Source organism: Trichococcus collinsii (genome assembly GCF_900107505.1).
In the GTDB taxonomy this organism is placed as follows: Bacteria; Bacillota; Bacilli; order Lactobacillales; family Aerococcaceae; genus Trichococcus; species Trichococcus collinsii.
Genome location: NZ_FNQH01000004.1, coordinates 109870 through 128262, shown reverse-complemented (window position 1 = coordinate 128262; position 18393 = coordinate 109870). Strand labels below are relative to the sequence as shown.

Genomic DNA, 18393 nt, shown 5'->3' with positions numbered 1-18393 from the left:
GCAACGGAATAAATTATGATTAAAGTAATGATTGCCGATGATCAAGAGTTGATAAGACAATCGCTGGAAATTGTTTTATCGACCAAACCGGGTATTGAAGTTGTCTCTACCGTAGCTGATGGGTTTGAAGTGTTGGAAAGCATCAAAAAATGCCACCCGGACCTTATTTTGATGGACATCCGCATGCCTAAAATGGATGGCGTCTACTGCACGAAGATGGTTAAGGAACAATATCCTGATATCAAAATCATTATCCTGACTACTTTTGATGATAATGAATTTGTGTTCAGTGCTTTAAAATATGGAGCCAGTGGTTATTTATTGAAAGGAGTCAGTATGGATGGGTTGCACCAAGCCATTCTGACCGTCGTTAATGGGGGCGCGATGATCAACCCGGATATCGCCACTAAAGTATTCAAAAAATTCTCTCAAATGGCAACCAGCAATTATGCGATTCAAGTGGATGAAAAAAATGTTGCGGATATCTCAAACCGTGAAATGAAGGTCATTCAACAAGTGGGATTCGGCTTGTCCAATAAAGAAATATCTCAAAAGTTATTCTTATCGGAGGGGACTGTCCGTAATTATCTCAGTACCATTTTGTCAAAATTGGATTTAAGGGATCGAACCCAACTGGCCATTTGGGCAGTCCAAACGGGTCAAACCACAAAAGATTTCGGTAATGAGCATGACTAAAATGAAAAAGGGAATCCTCGCTTTGATAGGCTGCAGTCTATTGATGATCTATCTGTTTGTCAGATCTCACAGGGAAATCACGATTACGCTGGGGATGTTCACCGGCAGCAATTGGGATGTCTACAATGCGGAAAGCTATAAAGTGATCGATGATGCTATTGAAAAATTCGAAAAGGAACATCCTAATGTAACAATAGAATATAAGAGCGGCATCTTGAAGCAAGATTATTCAGCCTGGTTAGCTTCCAATATCGCCAGTGGGGACCAACCGGATGTCTTTATGGTTCTGGCTGAAGACTTCAATAAGTTATCTTCTTTGGGCGCATTAATGCCGTTGGATGATTTGATCAAAGCTAACAATATAAGCACCGATATCTTCTATGAGAGTGCGCTCAGTTCGGGCAGCTACCAAAATACGCAATATGCCTTACCCTATGAGATCAATCCGACCATGATGTTTGTCAACCGCGATCTGTTGGAAAAGGAAGGTATTGCCATACCTGAGGGCAATTGGACGATCGAAGAGTTTTATCAAATCTGCGCACAAGTGACGAAGGATACGGATAATGATGGCACGATCGATCAATATGGGTCCTATGGTTTCAAATGGCAAGATGCGGTCAATGGTTATGGTATCAGTTTGTTTGATGATGAGGGTGCATCAAGTAATCTGAATCAAAGTGATGTAAGGGAAGCCTTATCCTATGTTCAAAAACTGAAGGATCTGAATAAAGGCTATCAAGTATCGTCGGAGGATTTCGATAAAGGTAATGTCGCTTTTTACCCGTTGACGTTTGCCCAATACCGGACCTATCAACCTTATCCTTACCGCGTCAGCAAATATTCCACCTTCAAGTGGAGCTGTTTAGCGATGCCGGGGACGACAGCTAATCAAAAGACTTCCCAAATAGCCACTTCTTTGATAGCCGTAAATTCCAAAACGACACAGCGGCAATTGGCGTTTGAGTTTCTGGAAACCTTGACGATCGATCAAGAGATCCAGCAGGAATTATTTGAAAATTCGCAAGGGGCTTCGGCTTTGAAAAGCGTGATGGCCAGCGCCAGCACGAAAGCGTTACTGGATCAGGATGCCATGAGCAATTATTCCTTAAAGCAAGATGTGTTGGATGACATTATCGAAAACGCAGTGATTGAACCGAAATTCAAGAAGTACAATAATATCATTGAAAGATGCGATTATCTGATTACGAACGCTCTGAATGAAAATCGGATCGATGATGCGCTGGTTGACATCGAAAAAGAAATCGACAACCAATTGAAATAAGCGGAATGACAAATGTCACGCGGATGATGCGGTTTGTTAAGAACCGAGTAACCCGTTGGAGACTGCAACATGAATAGGAGGCTTTATCAGAACCAGAATGGGATCTTCTGGCTTTGATAAAGCTTTTTTTGTATGGGAATTGGATTTATGCGCAGAGATAGCCCGCCAAAATCGATTTGGCGGGGAAACGCACCACCAGACCCGGATCCCGGACCGGACGATGGTGAGGCCAAACAATTTTTTTAATTATTTCGTGCCAAATGTCACATGAATGTGTTGACACGCGACACGATGCAAGCGCTTCAATGGGTGCTATTCTATAGAGGTTAATTCATATACGAGTAGGAGGAAATAATGTGAAATATGTGGTTCTGGTAAGCCACGGTGATTTTGCAATGGGCTTAAAATCATCATTGAATATGTTGGCTGGAAAACGGAATGATGTGATCGCGGTTGGATTGCCTGATGGGAAAACAGCAGATGAGTTTGCTTTGATGTTTAAGGAAGGCATTCAAGCTGTGACTGGGGATGATGAAATCATCTTGCTTGCTGATATTATCGGCGGCTCCCCTTTGACAACAGCATTAACCGTTTTGGCGAATGAAGGCAAACTAGCCAATACAATCACTATCGGAGGCATGAACTTGCCGTTGGCTTTAACTGCTGTTCTGATGAAAGACAGCTCTGACAGAGAAACTTTTATCGCTACCGTAGTATCCGAAGCGAAAGCAGGTTTGCAAGAATTCAAATTAGAACAACCAGAAGAGGACGACGAAATTTAGAGGAGGAAAGAAAATGACAGTATCATTTATTCGGATTGATGATCGGATGATTCACGGGCAAACATGTACGCGTTGGGCAAGAGAATTCCCTTGCGATGGGCTAGTTGCTGTGAATGATAAAGCGGCTCAGAGTGACGTCTTAAAAGCGGCCTATAAGAGTGCCAGTGGTTTAAAAACGTTCATTTGGACCAATGAGGAGTGGCAACAAAAAAATCAAAAAGTATTGGACAGCAAAGATCAATATTTCTTAATCACCAAAGATCCTTTAGATATGAAAAAGATTCTGGTGGACCAAAAATTCAAACCCGGAATCGACACTATAATCGTAGGTCCGTGCAATGATCGTGAGGGCACTACTAAATTGGGAAATAACCAATCGATCACACAAGCAGAAGCAGAGGCTTTTGAAGCGATGTATCAAGCTGGTTATAAAATAAAATTTGCCTTACTGCCTGATGTTTCAATCGGAACATGGGAAAACTTCAGAAGCAAATTTGGTTTTAAATAAAAAAACAAAAGGGGAGAAAGAATTATGACAATTAGTTGGATCCAAGCAGCTATACTAGGGCTGTTCGCCTGCTTATCAAGTATGCCTGGTTTAGGCGGTACATCATTCGGAAATTATACATTAGGTCGTCCTTTAATCGGTGGTTTAGTATCAGGTATTATTTTAGGCGATATCCAAACGGGTATTTTGGTAGGGGCTGCAATGCAAATCGTCTACATCGCATTGGTCACGCCTGGTGGTACTGTCTCAGCTGACGTTCGGGCAGTCAGTTATATCGGTATTCCGCTTGCGATGGTCGCTTTAAAAAGCTATGGTTTGACGGCTTTTAGCATAGAAGGTGCAGCATTAGCTACATCATTCGGTACGATGGTCGGGACTTTGGGTACCGTATTATTTTACGGAACTGCAACAGCTAACTTAGCATGGCAACACATCGGTTGGAAAGCGGTGGAAAAAGGAGAATTCCGTAAACTATATACAGTCAACATGGGCTTGCCTTGGATTTCCCATTTCTTCTTCTCATTTATCCCAACCTTAATCATGTGTAAATTGGGAGCTGATGTTGTAGAGGTAATCAAAACAACCTTACCAATGGATGGGTTGGCAATGAAAACCTTATTCACAGTCGGATCCTTGCTTCCTTGCGTCGGTATTGCGATTCTATTGAAACAAATTGTTACGAAAGCAGTAGACTTTATTCCCTTCTTCTTCGGCTTTACTTTGGCTGCGTCATTAGGGATCAACTTGGTTTCAGCAACAGTGGTTGCGGCTATGTTTGCATTAATCAACTATCGTATCAAACTGCTGTCATTGCAAAGAATGGTATCAGTGAGTGGCGATGAAGAGGAGGACATTTAAGATGATGGATAAGGGATTGAGCAAAAAAACATTAAATAAATCTTTCCACAATTGGTATTACGGAAACCTGACCTGTTTCTCCCAAGAACATATGCAAACATTTGGCTATCTATGCTCGATGTTGCCAATCGTAGAAGAATTGTATGATAAAAAAGAAGATCAAGAAAGATCGATGAAAACCTATACCGCCTTCTTTAACACTGAACCGCAAATTGGTACGGTCGTAGTCGGTATTGCAGCTGGGCTGGAAGTGGCTCGTGCCAATGGTTCAGCGGATGTTGATGATGAAACGATCAATGGCCTGCGTGCTGGTTTGATGGGGCCTTTGGCGGGTATCGGTGATTCGCTTATTGTTGGAACGTTGATTCCGATTCTACTTGGTATCGCACTGGGCTTGTCCACTGATGGCTCACCGTTAGGCGCAATCTTCTACATCATCGTGTGGAACATCATCGCCTATCTTGGAATGAAATTCCTTTACTTCAAAGGATATGAATTAGGCGGTAAGGCTGTTGATTTCTTAGTAGGACCACAAGGGTTGGCACTACGTGAATCCATTACCTTATTAGGAGGAATGGTCATTGGGGCCGTTGCTGCTACTTGGGTAAGTGTTAAAACTTCGTTCATGTTGGTTGGAGCGGATGGCAACAGCCTCTTAACCCTGCAAGACAAATTCGATTCCGTATACCCAGGATTATTGACTGCTTCATTTGTAGTAGGCTGCTGGTATTTGCTGTCCAAAAAGAATATGTCACCAATCAAAGTAATGTTGATATTGGTAGTAATCGCATTTGTCGGCGTCTTGGTTGGATTCTTCAACCCAGGATTGACTTATTAATTCGAAGAAACATTGTGGGGCCGTCTCTTTGCGAGGCGGCTCTTTTTTCGGAGCAGAAGAGAGGGTGACTGGTAGCCGGAGGAGCGCGGTTTGAAACGGTCGTCAACTCCGGTTAAGCGTCCGCTCCCCTGAGAACAGAGTTAACTTTCGTCCCCACCTTCGACGAAGCCAGTCTTATCGGAGGACGCAAATTAAATGTTGGGGGACCTCCGGTGAGGCCTGCGTTCACCGGAGGTCAGACCGTGAGCAAATCCTAGACCAGGGGTGAAAAATTCAGTACTTAGTCTGATGCCTTTGTGCATAGCAAGGATTATAATATAAGGGAAAGAGAGGTTGAGGATCATGAATTTCTTAATGAATCTGATTTGGTTTGTGTTAGGTGGTTTCATCAGTTTTATTTCTTGGATCGTTATCGGAATCCTATGGTGCCTGACCATCGTCGGGATTCCTATCGGTATGCAATGCTTTAAGTTCGCGGTGATGGCGGCAGTGCCGTTCGGCAGGGAAATCCGCATCAGCGACAGTGGCACATCGTTTGTGTTCAATATAATTTGGATGTTGTTGGGCGGCTTGGCATTGGCTGCCGAAGAAGTCATAATGGGTGTCATCTTCTGCATGACAATCGTAGGTATTCCGTTCGGTCTGCAGCATTTTAAACATGCTAAGTTGGCATTGATGCCATTCGGAGCGGAAATCTATCGGACTGCGTAACAGGCAATATCATTGTTGGATGAGCACGCTACCGAAGACTTTACTTTAAAAAGCAATGAGGTCCTTTGTTCCCAGTCAATCACTGGGAACAAAGGACCTCATTTTTACGGTTCAATGCAATAATTAATTTTGTGTAAGTCCATTTACGATTTGGCTCAAAGCCTCATTGATTGGAGTTGCTGGACGACCAAGAAGTTTTTCGAAATCATTGCTCTCAACATCCAGGGAGCCCACTCGAATGCTTTTTTGGATTTCAACAAGGATAGGGATAACGAAATCCGGCACCCCAGCATCCTGCATAATATCAGCATAGGTAGCGTAATCAACTTGTTGTACAGTTACTGCTTTGCCCCATACACTTCCGAGGGCTGCTGCTATTTCTTCTTGAGTCAATACCTTACCAGAAAGCTCGTAGATTGTGTTTTCGTGCCCGTCACCGGAAAGTACAGCAGCGGCAGCCTCTGCATAATCTTGTTGAAGTGCCCAGCCTACTTTGCCGCTTTCTGCTGATGTGACCCATGGAGCACCTGCCAGGACACCTTGAATACTTGAAATCTCATTCTCCAAGTACCAGTTGTTGCGCAAGAAGGAGTAGGGGATCCCCGTTTTCAAAATCGCTTCTTCTGTGGCCTGATGCGTTGGAGCGAATAAGTTTTTACTTTCTTTTGCATTCGCTAAACTGGTGTATGCGATGAAACCGACACCAGCGCGTTCTGCCGCAGCTACTGCGTTGGCGTGCTGACGAATTCTTGTTTCATTATCCCCATCCGCAGAAACAAGCAATAAACGATCAACACCTGCAAAAGCACCATCCAATGTTTCCGGATGATCAAAATCACCTTGTCGGACTTCTACTCCACGAGCCATTAATTCTCCCGCTTTTTCTGGGTTACGAACACTGACAGCCAGTTGACTGGCCGGTACAGTATTCAATAGCGTTTCTACAACCTTTGTGCCGAATTTTCCTGTTGCTCCCGTTACTAATAATTTCATATTGCATCTCTCCCATTCTTTTGTTTACTTATTTAATGTAAACTAATAGTATAGCAATAGATAGATTTTTGGAAGTAGGCACTTTTTTATGACCTAGTCACAAAAAAAGTACCATCAGGAATGGGAGGCATTTATCATGGCAAAAAGTCGGTTTGGTGAACCTGTAGGGGATCAAATAGAAGTTTGCCCCGTTACGCAAACGCAAGACATCATTGCAGGGAAATGGAAAATCATCATATTATGGAATTTAAGCACGCAGACAAGAAGGTTTAATGAACTTCAACGGTTGTTGCCGAATATTTCAAAAGGGATCTTAACAAGGCAATTGAGAGAATTGGAAGAAGACCAGATGGTTCACAGAGAAGTCTATAAAGAGGTTCCGCCGAAAGTAGAATATTCCTTAACACCTTTGGGGCAAAGTTTTATTCCTATACTGCAGAGTATGGGCGAGTGGAGTAAAAAAAATTTGGTGAGTAAGTAAAACTTCGCGGTGAGAGCGGCAGTACCGTTCGGAGTGGAAATCTATCGGGTTGCGTAACAGCTGAAGGCAGGATTTGGCGGTTGTGATTATGTAAAAATATTTATTGGTTTCTAGCGGGAATTGATTGTCTGTGGTGGATCCGGTGTTTTCGGACTTGCTGCAGACGGATCAGTTCCCGTTTTTTGGGTTGGATGTAAATAGATGACATATCTTAATAGAGGTAGCTTTTTGGCGTAGGAATTGATCGTGCGGTGCATCTGTTTTGCAAATGATAACGAAATCATTTCAGAATCGGATGAATGAACGGGGGCAACTGGCGGCCAGTGAATATCTGTTTGTAAAATAATTGACTGTCTAAGGCGTCCGTTGACAATGTCCTATTTCTTGCGTATCCTTTGAACTAATTTTAAGCTTAAGGCAACTGAGGCAGAAATGCAGACGAAAGGGATGGGGACATGAAAGCGGTACTATTTGATTTGGATGGTGTGATCACCGATACAGCGAAATTTCATTTTTTGGCTTGGCGCGATTTGGGCGCGGAGTTGGGCATTGAAGTGGATGAGGCGTTCAACGAGGAGCTGAAAGGGGTAAGCCGCATCGATTCGCTGGAGCGCATATTGGCGCAAGGCGGGGTTGCGGATAAATATTCCTCAGCTGAAAAAGATGAATTGTGCGTGAAAAAGAATGCCCATTACTTGGAATTGATAAAGGAAATGACGCCGGATGACATTTTGCCGGGCATCATTCCGCTGTTGGAAGAACTGAAGGCTGCTGGCATCAAAATGATCGTGACTTCCGCAAGCAAGAATGCGCCGGAAATCCTTGATCTGTTGCAGGTGCGTCCTTACTTTGATGGCATCGTCGATCCGGCGACTGTTAAGGCAGGCAAACCGGCTCCGGATATTTTTCTGGAGGGTGCCAAGCTTGCGGGCGCTGACCCGACTGACTGTGTAGGGGTAGAGGATGCCGCTTCAGGAGTTGAAGCCATCAAAGCTGCCGGCATCGTTGCGGTTGCGGTTGGCGATGAACAGGTTTTGTCTTTGGCGGACCGTGTGCTGCCGAGCACGGCTTACCTGTCGCTTACCGTGTTGCAGGAAGCATGGGCGAACAGCAAAAAGTAACGGATCGCTAGCTGCGCGATGAGCGAAAAAGCTCCTCGCAGAGAACAATAAAAGTGGACTTGCCAGATGGTAAGTCTATTTTTGTTGTCGTTTTTGCGGTTCGGATTTGCTGTGGTGGCTTCGCCGGAGCAGACGCGAGCGTAAAACTATCACCTCCGACGAACACCTGTTCGTCGGAGGACTGCATCTGACCACGCATCCAGCTCCGACCAACATTCGCTCGCAGGAGTAGAGCAAATCACCGGAACCGCAACTCCGTTAAGAAGGGCGCTCACCGGAGGAAGTGCCAGCTCCCGCGGATACCTTAAAAAATGTCGTGAATGCGAAAAGAATGGACCCTATGTACTTGCGTTAATGCGTCGGGAACTTCGGTATAATAGGCGTTAAGAAGGAATAATAATAAAGGTGTGATTTGATGGTACGTTTAACAGAAAAGCCGTTTTTTTTAACGGATTACCAAATTTCTTGGGTAGAAAATACACTAAGCGAGATGACAGTGGAAGAAAAAATCGGGCAAGTTTTCTGCCCAATCGCCGGGAATCCGGATGATCAAGCACTGACGGAATTTGTGCATAAATACCAACCAGGCGGTATGATGTTCCGCCCAATGCCTGCCAAAACGATCAGACAGGCGCACGGAGTTCTGCAAAATGAAAGCAAAATCCCTTTGTTGTTGGCGGCCAATCTCGAAGCCGGCGGAAACGGAATCTGCTCGGACGGAACCTATTATGGCCGTCCGATGGGTGTCGCGGCGACCGCCGATGAGCAGGAAGCCTATCAGTTGGGCTTTGTTTCCGGGCGTGAGGCGCAGGCTGTCGGCTGCAACTGGGCGTTTTCCCCGATTGTGGACATCGATATGAACTTCAAAAACCCGATCACGAACGTCCGGACGTTCGGCTCGGACGTCGATCAAGTGATTGATTTTTCCCGCCAGCAAATGAAGGGCCTGCATGAGAACGGCATCGCCACGGCGGTCAAACATTTTCCGGGCGACGGCGTGGACGAGCGCGACCAGCATCTGGTGAGCACCGTGAACAGCCTGTCCGTTCCGGAATGGGACGAAAGCTACGGCAAAGTGTACCAAGCCATGATCGAAGAGGGCGCACTTTCCGTCATGATCGGGCATATCCTGCAGCCTGCCTACAGCAAAGCGCTCAATCCCGCTTTGGAGGACAAAGATATTCTGCCGGCTTCCTTGTCGACGGAATTGGTGAATGGCTTGCTGCGCGAGCGCTTAGGATTCAACGGCGTAGCGGTGACGGATGCGACGCCGATGATCGGCTACAATGCAGCGATGTCCCGTAAAAAGGCAATCCCGACAACTATCAATGCCGGCTGCGACATGATCCTGTTCAACAAGAACATCGACGAAGATTACCAAGCGATGCGCGATGCGGTGAGTAGCGGCGAGATTTCCCTGGAGCGGCTGGATGAAGCGGTCACCCGCATTCTGGCGATGAAAGCGAGCATGGGCTTGGTGGATAAACAGAAAGCCAATAGCCTGATTCCTACGCCTGAAGCGTTGGACATCGTGGGCTGTCCGGAGCATCTGGAATTGGCAAGAAAGAGCGCGGACAAAGCCATCACCTTGGTGAAGGACACTCAAAATCTCTTGCCGATTTCGCCGGAGAAAACGCCACGCGTACGGGTCTATATGCTGGAAGACCGATTGAGCGGAGGCTTTAAGGATGGCGGTGCCTCCGAAGGTTCCTTCATCGAAAAACTGAGTGAAGCCGGGTTTTCGGTAGAAACATTCAAATACGAACAATTGAACTTCCATGAAATCTTTGAAGAAGGCGTGGACGATCTGAAGGCGAAAGTGGATCTGGTCATCTATGTCGCGAATTATGATACCGCGAGCAACCAGACGACACGCCGGATCGATTGGGTTCGCTTGATGGCTGCAGATGCGCCGTGGTTTGTCCAGGATATCCCGACCTTGTTCGTATCCTTGGCGAACCCTTATCATCTATTCGATGCGCCGATGATCAAGACTTACATCAACGGCTATTCCGCGAACGACACAGTGAATGAGATCCTCGTCGAAAAATTGATCGGCAAGTCCGAATTCCAAGGCAAGAGCCCGGTCGATCCGTTCTGCGGTGTCTGGGGCACGAACTTATAAAGTGGGGGGCCTCAGAAAGATGAATAACAGTGAGATATTCATGGTTTCAGAGCACCGGGGACCGAAAAAGATGAATAATAAAATTTATTCATCTTTCTGAACTATTCGGCAACCAAGTAAATGTAGGAAAAGCGCAAAAAAGTTAAGGGACGCCTCGAAATAATGAGGCGTTCCTTAACTTTTTTCGTTCATCCAGATTTGTTTTCAAGAAACTTTAGAACCCGTGCCGTTCGACTTCCAACAGCGCGAAGGTTTTCTCCTCCACGTCGTATTCGTACTTGAAGACGCAGCAGTTGGTGATGCCGTCCTTCATCACTTCGCGGGGATCCTGCCAAGCGCGCAGGAAGTGGATGCAGGCGCCGGCGTGGGAGACGGCGAGCACAGTCTGGTGGTCGTCCTGTTCTATGATTTCGGTGCAGGTCCGGACCATCCGCTCGCGGACTTGATCGCCAGATTCGCCGCCGTATTGCACGAAAAAGGTGCTTTTATCTTTGGGATTAAGGTCTTCGCTTTCGCCTTCGAAGGTGCCGAAATGCATTTCCTTCAGGCCTTTCAGGCGTTGGTAGGGCATCAATTCGTTTGTCACGATCTCCAACGTATCGCATGCGCGCTCGGCTGTGGAACTGTAGGCGTGGTCGAGATCGATATCATCAAAGTAGGCACTGGCGATTCCGGCTTGCTGGATGCCGAGCTCCGTCAAAGGAGAGTCGCAGGCGCCCTGGATTTTTCTGCGGACATTGAATAGGGTCTGGCCGTGGCGCATCAGGTATAAAGTTTTTTTCATTATAGAACCTCCTGGTATGTGAAGCGTATACAACTCAATTATACTACTTGTTTGGGGAAACGAGTCAATATGAAGCATCTTCGTATTCTCACCACTCTCATACATATGGCTGAGGTGATAAGCTACACTGGTGTTCTCCTCCGGTGAACGGAGGCTACGCCGGAGTACGCCTCACATTATAAGTGTGTGCTCCGACGAGGACTGGCTCGCCGGAGGAGCACACCGATTCCGTCGCTCGGCGCGGGAATCCACTGACGTAAATATTTTTTTGAAAACGCTTGACCTGGAGTTCACTTCAGGTGTTATGCTTAGCCTAACAAGTCAGGGATTACAAATTTATGAGGTGCTTTGTCGCGGAAAGGCGGTATCGATTTGAAAAAAGACCTGCTATTGAAAATTTCCATCCTCTCGGCCTCGTTAGTCGTGGTTTCGGGAGGGGCCATTGCTGCCAATATCCCGGCCATGGCGAAAACATTCGCGGATGTTCCGCTCCAAACCGTAGAAATGCTGTCGACCATTCCATCCCTATTCATCATTATTTCAGTATTGATGAGCAATCTGTTCGCGCGTTATTTGGGTTACAAACGCACAATCCTGATCGGAATCGCCATCGTTCTCATCTCCGGCATCATACCGGCGCTGATCGACAATTTTTGGATCATTCTCATATCGCGTGCGCTCTTCGGCTTCGGCGTGGGGATGTTCAATTCGCTCCTCATCGCCATCATCAGCCATTTTTACGAAGGTGACGAAAGGGCGGCCATGATCGGTTATCAGAGCGCCTTCGAAGGGCTGAGCGGGATGTTTATGACTTTCGCCGTTGGACAGCTGCTGAAGGTCCATTGGCAAACCTCCTTTTGGGTCTATCTGATCGCATTGCCCGTCTTCATCCTGTTCCTGTTGTTCGTCCCGAATGTCGCGTATGACGATATCGGGAAAGAAAAGCCTGCGGACGGGGGAATGAAAGCAGCGGCCGTCCCAAAAAACAGCGAGCCTGTTCTCGGCAAACGGGACTTCCTTGGTTATATCGTGCTGCTGGTCATAGCCGTCATCATCTACATGTCAATCGCTGTAAAAGGCACGACCTTGATGACCACGCTGGGATACGGCGATGCGACGGATGGCAGCAACATCCTGGCGCTGATCGGGGTGGGGGCCATGTCAGCTGGCTTCCTTTTCGGGAAGGTGTACCGGATTACCCGGACCTATACGCTTCCGATCTCATTTTCCGTCATGAGCATCGGCATGTTTTTGATTGCTTCATCGAACACTGTCCTGCAGACCAGCATCGCCGCCGTTATCTGCGGCTTCTCCTTCAGGACATTCCTGCCTTATCTTTTCAACAAGGTCAGCACGTCCTCTGCCGGCAACGCGGCTTACCGGACTTCGCTCATTCTGGTAGGATTCAATGTTGGAGCAGCCTTCTCCCCATACGGCATCGTGGTGTTGGAGCGGCTGTTCCGTTTGACCTCGGTGCGCGGTATCTTCTATATAGAAGCAGCGATCCTGCTCGGGTTGGCGGTCTTCAGGTTTGTGATGACCTTGAAGAAACCCTGGAGATCTGCGCAAGTAGCTGCGGCGGAATGAAACGAATGAATAATACTTAGGCGAAAAAAATAACCCGCGAAGGATCTTGATGTCCTTCACGGGTTATTTTTTGGGTAAAAGGTGTGGACAGCCGGCTATTTTTTAGTTTCATCCGGTGGGCAATCGTTTTTTTCCTCAGTGCTGTCTTCAATTTGCTCGGGCTTCATTGCTCCCAAGGGAAAGGTCGGCAAGATTTCTTCCGAACCTTTCAAGCGGTACTTCAATGCTCCGGATGGGCAAGTGTGGATGACGCGGGCCACTTCTTCGGGAGAATCAGCATCAGGCAAAATCCACGGTTTTCTTTTCGTGTCGAAGATTGCGTGATTCCCCCGCACGCAGTTGCCGGAGTACGTGCAGACGCTTAAGTTGAAGTAGACATCGACCTTTTCCCCTGTGTATTTTCGATAACCGTTCGCTAATAGGTCAGACTCGTTCATAATAATGGCTCCCCTCTCGGGCTGCTTTTTGGCAGCGGATTCATTTGCGTCTATTATAACATTCTGATCTTGAAATCAGTACAGGAAAGGTGGTCATATGCGGTGATAAGTAGTAGACTAAGTATGGAGAGCAGGGGGATTTTCGATATCCTTGTGCGTAATGAAAAACAGAAAGATTGAGGTGAGGTCAAATGGACGCGGACAGTAGTCAGGGTATAGCAGATAAAACACCTAGGTGCGATTTTAGCCTGAATGGTTCCAACCGGAGCCAGCCATCAGGTCTGTTTGTATCCTCAGCCCAATCGCAGATAATATAAACCGGAAACTTGTCATCTAGAATCCGTCTGTTATGCCTTCAAAAAAATGAATCAATTTGGAGGTGTAGACATGGAATTGAACGAATTGTTGTTAAACGCAGTAGCAAACCAAAATGTTAGGGAATTGAAAGAGCTCATCGATGATCACTATCCGGTGGACGTCGCAACGGCTCTGTTTGAATTTGAAGATGAAGAATTGGCTGCCTTGCTAAACCTGTTGGATGCGAAGGAAATCGCCGCCATCATAGAGGAGGCGGAAGAAGAACTCCAGCAGGGCATGATTGGCTTGTTGGACTCGAGGAAGATCGTCAAGTTCTTCGCCTATATGTCGCCCGATGACATTACTGATATCCTGGGAACAATCAGCGTCGGACAACGCAAAGAAATCTTGGGGATGATGAAAAAAAGCGACTCGAATGAGATCCAGATGCTGTTGGGGTATGGACCTGACACGGCTGGGGGGATCATGACGACGAAATACATCGCCTTGAGAAACGAGCTAAGTATGAAAGATGTGCTGCAGGAAATCCGGCGCATCGGCCCTAAAACGGAAATCATCGAAACGATTTTTGTCGTCGATAAGGCGAATGAACTGATCGGATCAGCCGACTTGCGGGATATTTTGGCCTCCGCTGAAGATATCAGCTTGGAAGAAATCATGAACGACAATGTCCTCTCGGTTCGCCCGGAAACCGACCAGGAAGAAGTTTCGCTGATCGTTTCCAAATACGATCTGAAAGTCATCCCGGTCGTGAACCGCAGAAACGTCATCCTCGGCATCATCACGATCGATGACATCATCGACGTTATCGTTGAGGAACAAACAGAAGACTTGCTGATGCTGTCAGGGGTAAGCAAAGATGAAAAGGTAGGCAACAAAATCAGCACTTCTGTTGTCAGAAGGCTGCCTTGGCTGGTCATCAATTTGATGACTGCCTTCCTGGCTTCCTTTACGGTCGGGATGTTTGAGGATGTCATCATCCAAGTGGTCGCCCTTGCGGCTGCGATGCCGATCGTTACCGGAATGGGTGGGAATGCTGGTTCCCAGACCTTATCAGTGGTCATCCGGAGCATCGCCTTGGGGGAAGTGGATATAAAAAACGATTGGAAATATGTTTTCAATGAGGTCGGCTTGGGTTTGGTCAACGGGTCGGTGACCGGGTTGATCACTGGCATCATCCTTTACTTGAGATACGATAATTTCTTTTTGGGACTCATCATTTTCATTGCCATGATCGGAAATCTCATCATCGCGGGCTTCTTTGGGTTCTTGATTCCCTTGGCCTTGAAGAAATGGAATTTGGATCCGGCGATTTCTTCCTCCATTTTCTTGACCACGGCGACCGATGTATTCGGGTTCTTTCTTTTTTTGAGCTTGGCTAAAATGTTCTTGCCGCACTTGTTGTGACAGGCATGCGCAAAGGGTTATCCGAGGGGCGCTTACGAGATAAGCGGCCTTTCTTTTTTTTGATTTATGGCTGATGTTATATAATGTATGTAAATCAATTTTCTTGCAAGTGGCTCTAGTACGTTTTGGAGGGGATGGATGATGTTCAACAGAAATCGTAGGATGAAAATCCTTTTTGTAATACTGATAATGGTGACGGCTATGGCTGGCTGCACGAAGGAACCATACAGTGATTTCGCGGTCGAAGAATCGGTGGCAACCAAAGATGCTCCTTATACATTGGATGTATTCCATATAGCCTTTGCCCCAGGATCTGATGAAACGGAGCGGACGTTCAGTTGGCATACCCGAGGCATGAACAAAAAAGCCGTAGTGGAGCTGAACCGTCTGGATGAAGCAGGCAATATTCTGTCGAGTGAGACGTTTGAGGCGACTGTCGAAAGTCTTTCGGGCGACCAATCCAGACACAAAGCCAAGATCACCGGACTGAAGGAGAACCAGCTTTATTCCTATCGGTTCGGGGACGGCCACCGTGTCTGGTCGGAATCCTATACATTCCGGACACAGGCGACCGAAGACAGCGACTTCAACTTCCTTTTCTTCGGCGATCCGCAGATTGGAGCGGGTGATAGTGCCCAGATCGATGCGGAGGGATGGGACCAGACGGTGACGACCGCGACGGAGATGTTTCCCGATACGGCCTTTCTTGTATCGGCGGGAGATCAGGTGGATACAGCCTACAATCTGAAACAATATGACGGCTGGTTCCTCCCGAAAGAGCTGACCGCCTATCCCATTTTGCCTATTGTCGGTAACCATGATGCGGCCTCATTTGCGGATTATTTTAATGTGCCGAATGAAACAGGCTTGGGAGGGGATTCCGAAGGCAGCGATTTTTTCTTTTCCTATGAAAACACTTTGTTCATGGCTTTGAATTCCCAAAGTAGTGATGTCGAGGAGCATCGTAAAGCGATGGAGTTGGCGATTGCGGAAAACCCCGATGCGACCCACAGGTTTGTTTTGCTGCACAAATCGCTATACAGTAGCGCGGATCATGCGCGCGACGAGGATATCCTGACCTTGCGCGCGGGTTTGGTGCCAGCATTCGATGAGTTGGATATCGACGCCGTTCTGATGGGCCACGACCATGTGTATGTGCGGACCGACCAGTTGAAAGGAGATCAGGTGGTCGAGGAAATCAGCTACAATGAAGAAGGGGCGGCTGTCGATCCGGATGGCACCGTCTACTTGACCGGCAATTCGGCTTCCGATTCGAAATATTATGAGATGCAAGACCCTTCCGTTTATGAACGCTACTCCGCAGTCGCGCTGCAACTGGAGGAACCAACATATATGAACGTCGAAGTGACGGATGATTCCCTCACCTTCACCACGTACAAAGTGTCCGATCGGTCTGTGGTGGATGAGTACACCGTTGTTAAGACGGTTGGGGAGGAATAATAAAGAAGAACGATAAGGTTTTTTGTGCTTGATGTTAGGCCGGAAAGATGTTCTAATGGAATCATCGAATTATCGCAGAACCAGAAAAGAGGAATAAATTGTGAATCTAAGCCAAAGCCACAATCTGACCCAGACGCAGACACAAAAGCAAGCGCTTTCCCAAAGGACGCTGCAGGGGATTCATTTGCTGCAATTGGGCAGATTGGATTTACGTGATTATTTGGAAAACAAGGTTCTGGAAAATCCTTTCCTGCAGCTGGAAGTCAGGGAGTCGCGAACTTCGGGAAACAAAAGCCAAGCCAATGATCTGAGCTGGATACCCGACCGCAAACAATCCCTTTTTGAATACGTTACGGAGCAAGTTATGCTGACTTACCGCGATACGTATCTCCGCACGTTGATTTTTTGGTGGATCAACCAGTTGAACGATAAAGGCTATGTCATCAAAAGCCTCGAAGAAGCAGTTGACGAAACAAAGGCTGCCCCCATCCAATTGATGGATGCCCTGACGTTGCTGCAGCAACTGGATCCGCCGGGCATCGGCGCACGCAATCTGCAGGAGTGCTTGATGTTGCAGACAGAACGGCGGGAGGATGCGCCCGACATCGCTTATCTTGTATTAGAAGAATCATTCGATAATCTGATCAACAGAAAATGGGGAGCCATTTCCAAAAGGTATGCGGTATCGATGGAGAATATCCAAGCGGTTTTTGACTTTATCCAGCATCTGAATCCTTCTCCCGGGGCAGCTTTCCAAGCTGAAGAGCAGATTTCCGTCAGGCCGGATATCATCGTCACCATCAAAAACTCGCAGCTGACGATAAGAGAAACCAGATATGGCGTGCCTATTCTGTCCTTCAACAAAGAATACGCGGGGGAGCTGGAGCAACTCCAAGATAAAGAAGTAGAGCAATACATTAAAGACAAAAAGAAGGAATACGAAGTGTTGCAGGAAAGTTTGGCGCTCCGCAGCGAAACAATCTTACGGGTCAGTACGGCAGTCGTGCACAGACAGACAGCTTTTTTCTTTGATGAAGCCCATCCGCTTGTTCCGCTGCAATTGAAGGATATCGCGGATGAGCTGGGTCTGCACGAGTCCACCATCAGTCGCGCAATCAACGATACGTACATCCAAACGGCTTCTGGCATCTATGAACTGAAACACTTTTTCTCCCGGAAAGCAAAAACGGAAAACGAAGATGCGCTCTCCACAACATCAGTCCAACAGATGATCCAAAAACTGATTGATGAAGAGGACAAACGCAAACCTCTGTCCGATCAGAAAATAGTCGATCTATTGGTAAAGGAACAAATTGATATTTCTAGGCGGACAGTGGCTAAGTACCGGACAGAACTCAACATTCCCGCCACTTCCAAAAGAAAAAGATTCGATTGACCCTTTGTTTTTGACATTCTTTTTGACTGACCGGCAAGCCGCGAAAATCGGCTTGCTTTTTTATGTTTTATACTTTACTATTACGATGTAATCCGCTTTCTTTCTTATGGATGTTTCTTTCTCTCACACACAACATTTATGAAAGAAGGTTTTACTGTGATTTATGATTATGTGAAAAATTTGGATGTGTACGCAGCTTTGCTGCCAAGGATCGAAAACTACATCAAGTTTATGGTTGATTCCTGGGATTTGCCTGTCGGCCGCTATGAATTGAGTGACGGCGATTTTGTTCTTGTTCAGGAAGGGGCCACAAAACCTGTTTCTGAAGGCAAATTTGAGGCGCATAAAAACTTTTTGGATTTGCAGGTAGTAGTTGCCGGCAAAGAAAACATCAAGTGGCAAAATATCGCTTTCCTTAACGAGACTGTACCTTACGATGAAGCCGTCGATAAAGTGAATTTTTCCGGTGAGGGAGATACCCTGAGCATCAATGAAGGCATGTTTTACATCATGTTCCCGGAGGACGGGCATATGGCTTGTGTGCATCTTGACGCACCTAGCTCCTATCGGAAATTGGTTATAAAAATCAAATTGTAGACCTTTAA

General features: G+C 46.7%; 17 protein-coding genes and 1 pseudogene. 15 read left to right on the top strand and 3 right to left on the bottom strand.

The window, feature by feature from the left end; translation table 11 throughout:
• Nucleotides 1-15 precede the first annotated feature (15 nt).
• From BLV66_RS10715 to BLV66_RS10685, 7 genes are all read left to right on the top strand, one after another.
• Complete coding sequence (locus tag BLV66_RS10715; RefSeq protein ID WP_086986161.1) at nt 16-696, top strand: response regulator transcription factor; 681 nt, start codon at nt 16-18, stop codon at nt 694-696.
• Nucleotides 689-1981, top strand: coding sequence for an ABC transporter substrate-binding protein (locus BLV66_RS10710; protein ID WP_086986916.1), 1293 nt, complete (start codon nt 689-691; stop codon nt 1979-1981). The genes BLV66_RS10715 and BLV66_RS10710 overlap by 8 nt, the downstream gene beginning before the upstream one ends.
• Nucleotides 1982-2337: 356 nt before the next feature.
• Nucleotides 2338-2763, top strand: coding sequence for a PTS sugar transporter subunit IIA (locus BLV66_RS10705; protein ID WP_086986160.1), 426 nt, complete (start codon nt 2338-2340; stop codon nt 2761-2763).
• Between the two features lie 13 nt (nt 2764-2776).
• The gene (locus BLV66_RS10700) at nt 2777-3271 is read left to right on the top strand and encodes a PTS sugar transporter subunit IIB (RefSeq protein WP_086986159.1); all 495 of its coding nucleotides are present in this window, start codon (nt 2777-2779) and stop codon (nt 3269-3271) included.
• A gap of 24 nt (nt 3272-3295) precedes the next feature.
• The gene (locus BLV66_RS10695; protein ID WP_086986158.1) at nt 3296-4129 is read left to right on the top strand and encodes a PTS mannose/fructose/sorbose/N-acetylgalactosamine transporter subunit IIC; all 834 of its coding nucleotides are present in this window, start codon (nt 3296-3298) and stop codon (nt 4127-4129) included.
• A gap of 1 nt (nt 4130) precedes the next feature.
• Nucleotides 4131-4967, top strand: coding sequence for a PTS system mannose/fructose/sorbose family transporter subunit IID (locus BLV66_RS10690; RefSeq protein WP_086986157.1), 837 nt, complete (start codon nt 4131-4133; stop codon nt 4965-4967).
• A 342-nt stretch (nt 4968-5309) separates the two neighbouring features.
• Nucleotides 5310-5678, top strand: coding sequence for a YccF domain-containing protein (locus BLV66_RS10685; RefSeq protein WP_086986156.1), 369 nt, complete (start codon nt 5310-5312; stop codon nt 5676-5678).
• A 123-nt stretch (nt 5679-5801) separates the two neighbouring features.
• On the opposite strand, the gene BLV66_RS10680 is transcribed toward BLV66_RS10685, so the two are convergent.
• On the bottom strand, nt 5802-6671 hold the full coding sequence (locus BLV66_RS10680; protein ID WP_086986155.1) for an SDR family oxidoreductase: 870 nt from the start codon (nt 6669-6671) through the stop codon (nt 5802-5804).
• 136 nt (nt 6672-6807) lie between these two features.
• On the opposite strand from BLV66_RS10680, the gene BLV66_RS10675 reads away from it, so the two are divergent.
• From BLV66_RS10675 to BLV66_RS10665, 3 genes are all read left to right on the top strand, one after another.
• Nucleotides 6808-7152, top strand: a complete 345-nt coding sequence (locus BLV66_RS10675; RefSeq protein ID WP_200831811.1) for a winged helix-turn-helix transcriptional regulator — start codon at nt 6808-6810, stop codon at nt 7150-7152.
• Between the two features lie 455 nt (nt 7153-7607).
• Nucleotides 7608-8273 (top strand): beta-phosphoglucomutase, encoded by a 666-nt coding sequence (pgmB, locus tag BLV66_RS10670; protein WP_086986154.1) that lies wholly within the window; start codon nt 7608-7610, stop codon nt 8271-8273.
• Nucleotides 8274-8688: 415 nt separating this feature from the next.
• Nucleotides 8689-10398 (top strand): glycoside hydrolase family 3 protein, encoded by a 1710-nt coding sequence (locus tag BLV66_RS10665; protein WP_086986153.1) that lies wholly within the window; start codon nt 8689-8691, stop codon nt 10396-10398.
• A 214-nt stretch (nt 10399-10612) separates the two neighbouring features.
• Here the strand turns inward: BLV66_RS10665 and BLV66_RS10660 are convergent, their stop codons facing one another.
• A complete protein-coding gene (locus BLV66_RS10660; protein WP_245826714.1) occupies nt 10613-11185 on the bottom strand; it encodes a histidine phosphatase family protein in 573 nt (190 codons plus the stop codon).
• A gap of 369 nt (nt 11186-11554) precedes the next feature.
• Between BLV66_RS10660 and BLV66_RS10655 the strand changes: the two genes are divergently transcribed.
• Entirely contained in the window at nt 11555-12769 is a 1215-nt protein-coding gene (locus tag BLV66_RS10655) for an MFS transporter (protein ID WP_176974234.1), read from the top strand.
• Nucleotides 12770-12975: 206 nt separating this feature from the next.
• On the opposite strand, the pseudogene BLV66_RS10650 reads toward BLV66_RS10655, so the two are convergent.
• Nucleotides 12976-13206 (bottom strand): annotated as a pseudogene (locus BLV66_RS10650) ((4Fe-4S)-binding protein); the annotation flags it as partial.
• A 387-nt stretch (nt 13207-13593) separates the two neighbouring features.
• Between BLV66_RS10650 and mgtE the strand changes: the two are divergent.
• The 4 genes from mgtE to BLV66_RS10630 all read left to right on the top strand — a co-directional run bounded on the left by mgtE (nt 13594) and on the right by BLV66_RS10630 (nt 18385).
• Nucleotides 13594-14931 (top strand): magnesium transporter, encoded by a 1338-nt coding sequence (gene mgtE / locus BLV66_RS10645; RefSeq protein ID WP_086986149.1) that lies wholly within the window; start codon nt 13594-13596, stop codon nt 14929-14931.
• 138 nt (nt 14932-15069) lie between these two features.
• Nucleotides 15070-16392, top strand: a complete 1323-nt coding sequence (locus BLV66_RS10640) for a purple acid phosphatase family protein (RefSeq protein ID WP_086986148.1) — start codon at nt 15070-15072, stop codon at nt 16390-16392.
• A 100-nt stretch (nt 16393-16492) separates the two neighbouring features.
• On the top strand, nt 16493-17788 hold the full coding sequence (gene rpoN, locus BLV66_RS10635) for an RNA polymerase factor sigma-54 (RefSeq protein WP_176974233.1): 1296 nt from the start codon (nt 16493-16495) through the stop codon (nt 17786-17788).
• Between the two features lie 156 nt (nt 17789-17944).
• Entirely contained in the window at nt 17945-18385 is a 441-nt protein-coding gene (locus BLV66_RS10630) for a NanQ anomerase/TabA/YiaL family protein (protein ID WP_176974232.1), read from the top strand.
• The last annotated feature ends 8 nt before the right edge of the window (nt 18386-18393 follow it).

Coding starts and splice junctions, on each gene's coding strand:
- BLV66_RS10715 (WP_086986161.1), top strand. CDS start 16: ATGATTAAAGTAATGATTGCCGATGATCAAGAGTTGATAAGACAATCG.
- BLV66_RS10710 (WP_086986916.1), top strand. CDS start 689: ATGACTAAAATGAAAAAGGGAATCCTCGCTTTGATAGGCTGCAGTCTA.
- BLV66_RS10700 (WP_086986159.1), top strand. CDS start 2,777: ATGACAGTATCATTTATTCGGATTGATGATCGGATGATTCACGGGCAA.
- BLV66_RS10695 (WP_086986158.1), top strand. CDS start 3,296: ATGACAATTAGTTGGATCCAAGCAGCTATACTAGGGCTGTTCGCCTGC.
- BLV66_RS10690 (WP_086986157.1), top strand. CDS start 4,131: ATGATGGATAAGGGATTGAGCAAAAAAACATTAAATAAATCTTTCCAC.
- BLV66_RS10685 (WP_086986156.1), top strand. CDS start 5,310: ATGAATTTCTTAATGAATCTGATTTGGTTTGTGTTAGGTGGTTTCATC.
- BLV66_RS10680 (WP_086986155.1), bottom strand. CDS start 6,671: ATGAAATTATTAGTAACGGGAGCAACAGGAAAATTCGGCACAAAGGTT.
- BLV66_RS10675 (WP_200831811.1), top strand. CDS start 6,808: ATGGCAAAAAGTCGGTTTGGTGAACCTGTAGGGGATCAAATAGAAGTT.
- pgmB (WP_086986154.1), top strand. CDS start 7,608: ATGAAAGCGGTACTATTTGATTTGGATGGTGTGATCACCGATACAGCG.
- BLV66_RS10665 (WP_086986153.1), top strand. CDS start 8,689: ATGGTACGTTTAACAGAAAAGCCGTTTTTTTTAACGGATTACCAAATT.
- mgtE (WP_086986149.1), top strand. CDS start 13,594: ATGGAATTGAACGAATTGTTGTTAAACGCAGTAGCAAACCAAAATGTT.
- BLV66_RS10640 (WP_086986148.1), top strand. CDS start 15,070: ATGATGTTCAACAGAAATCGTAGGATGAAAATCCTTTTTGTAATACTG.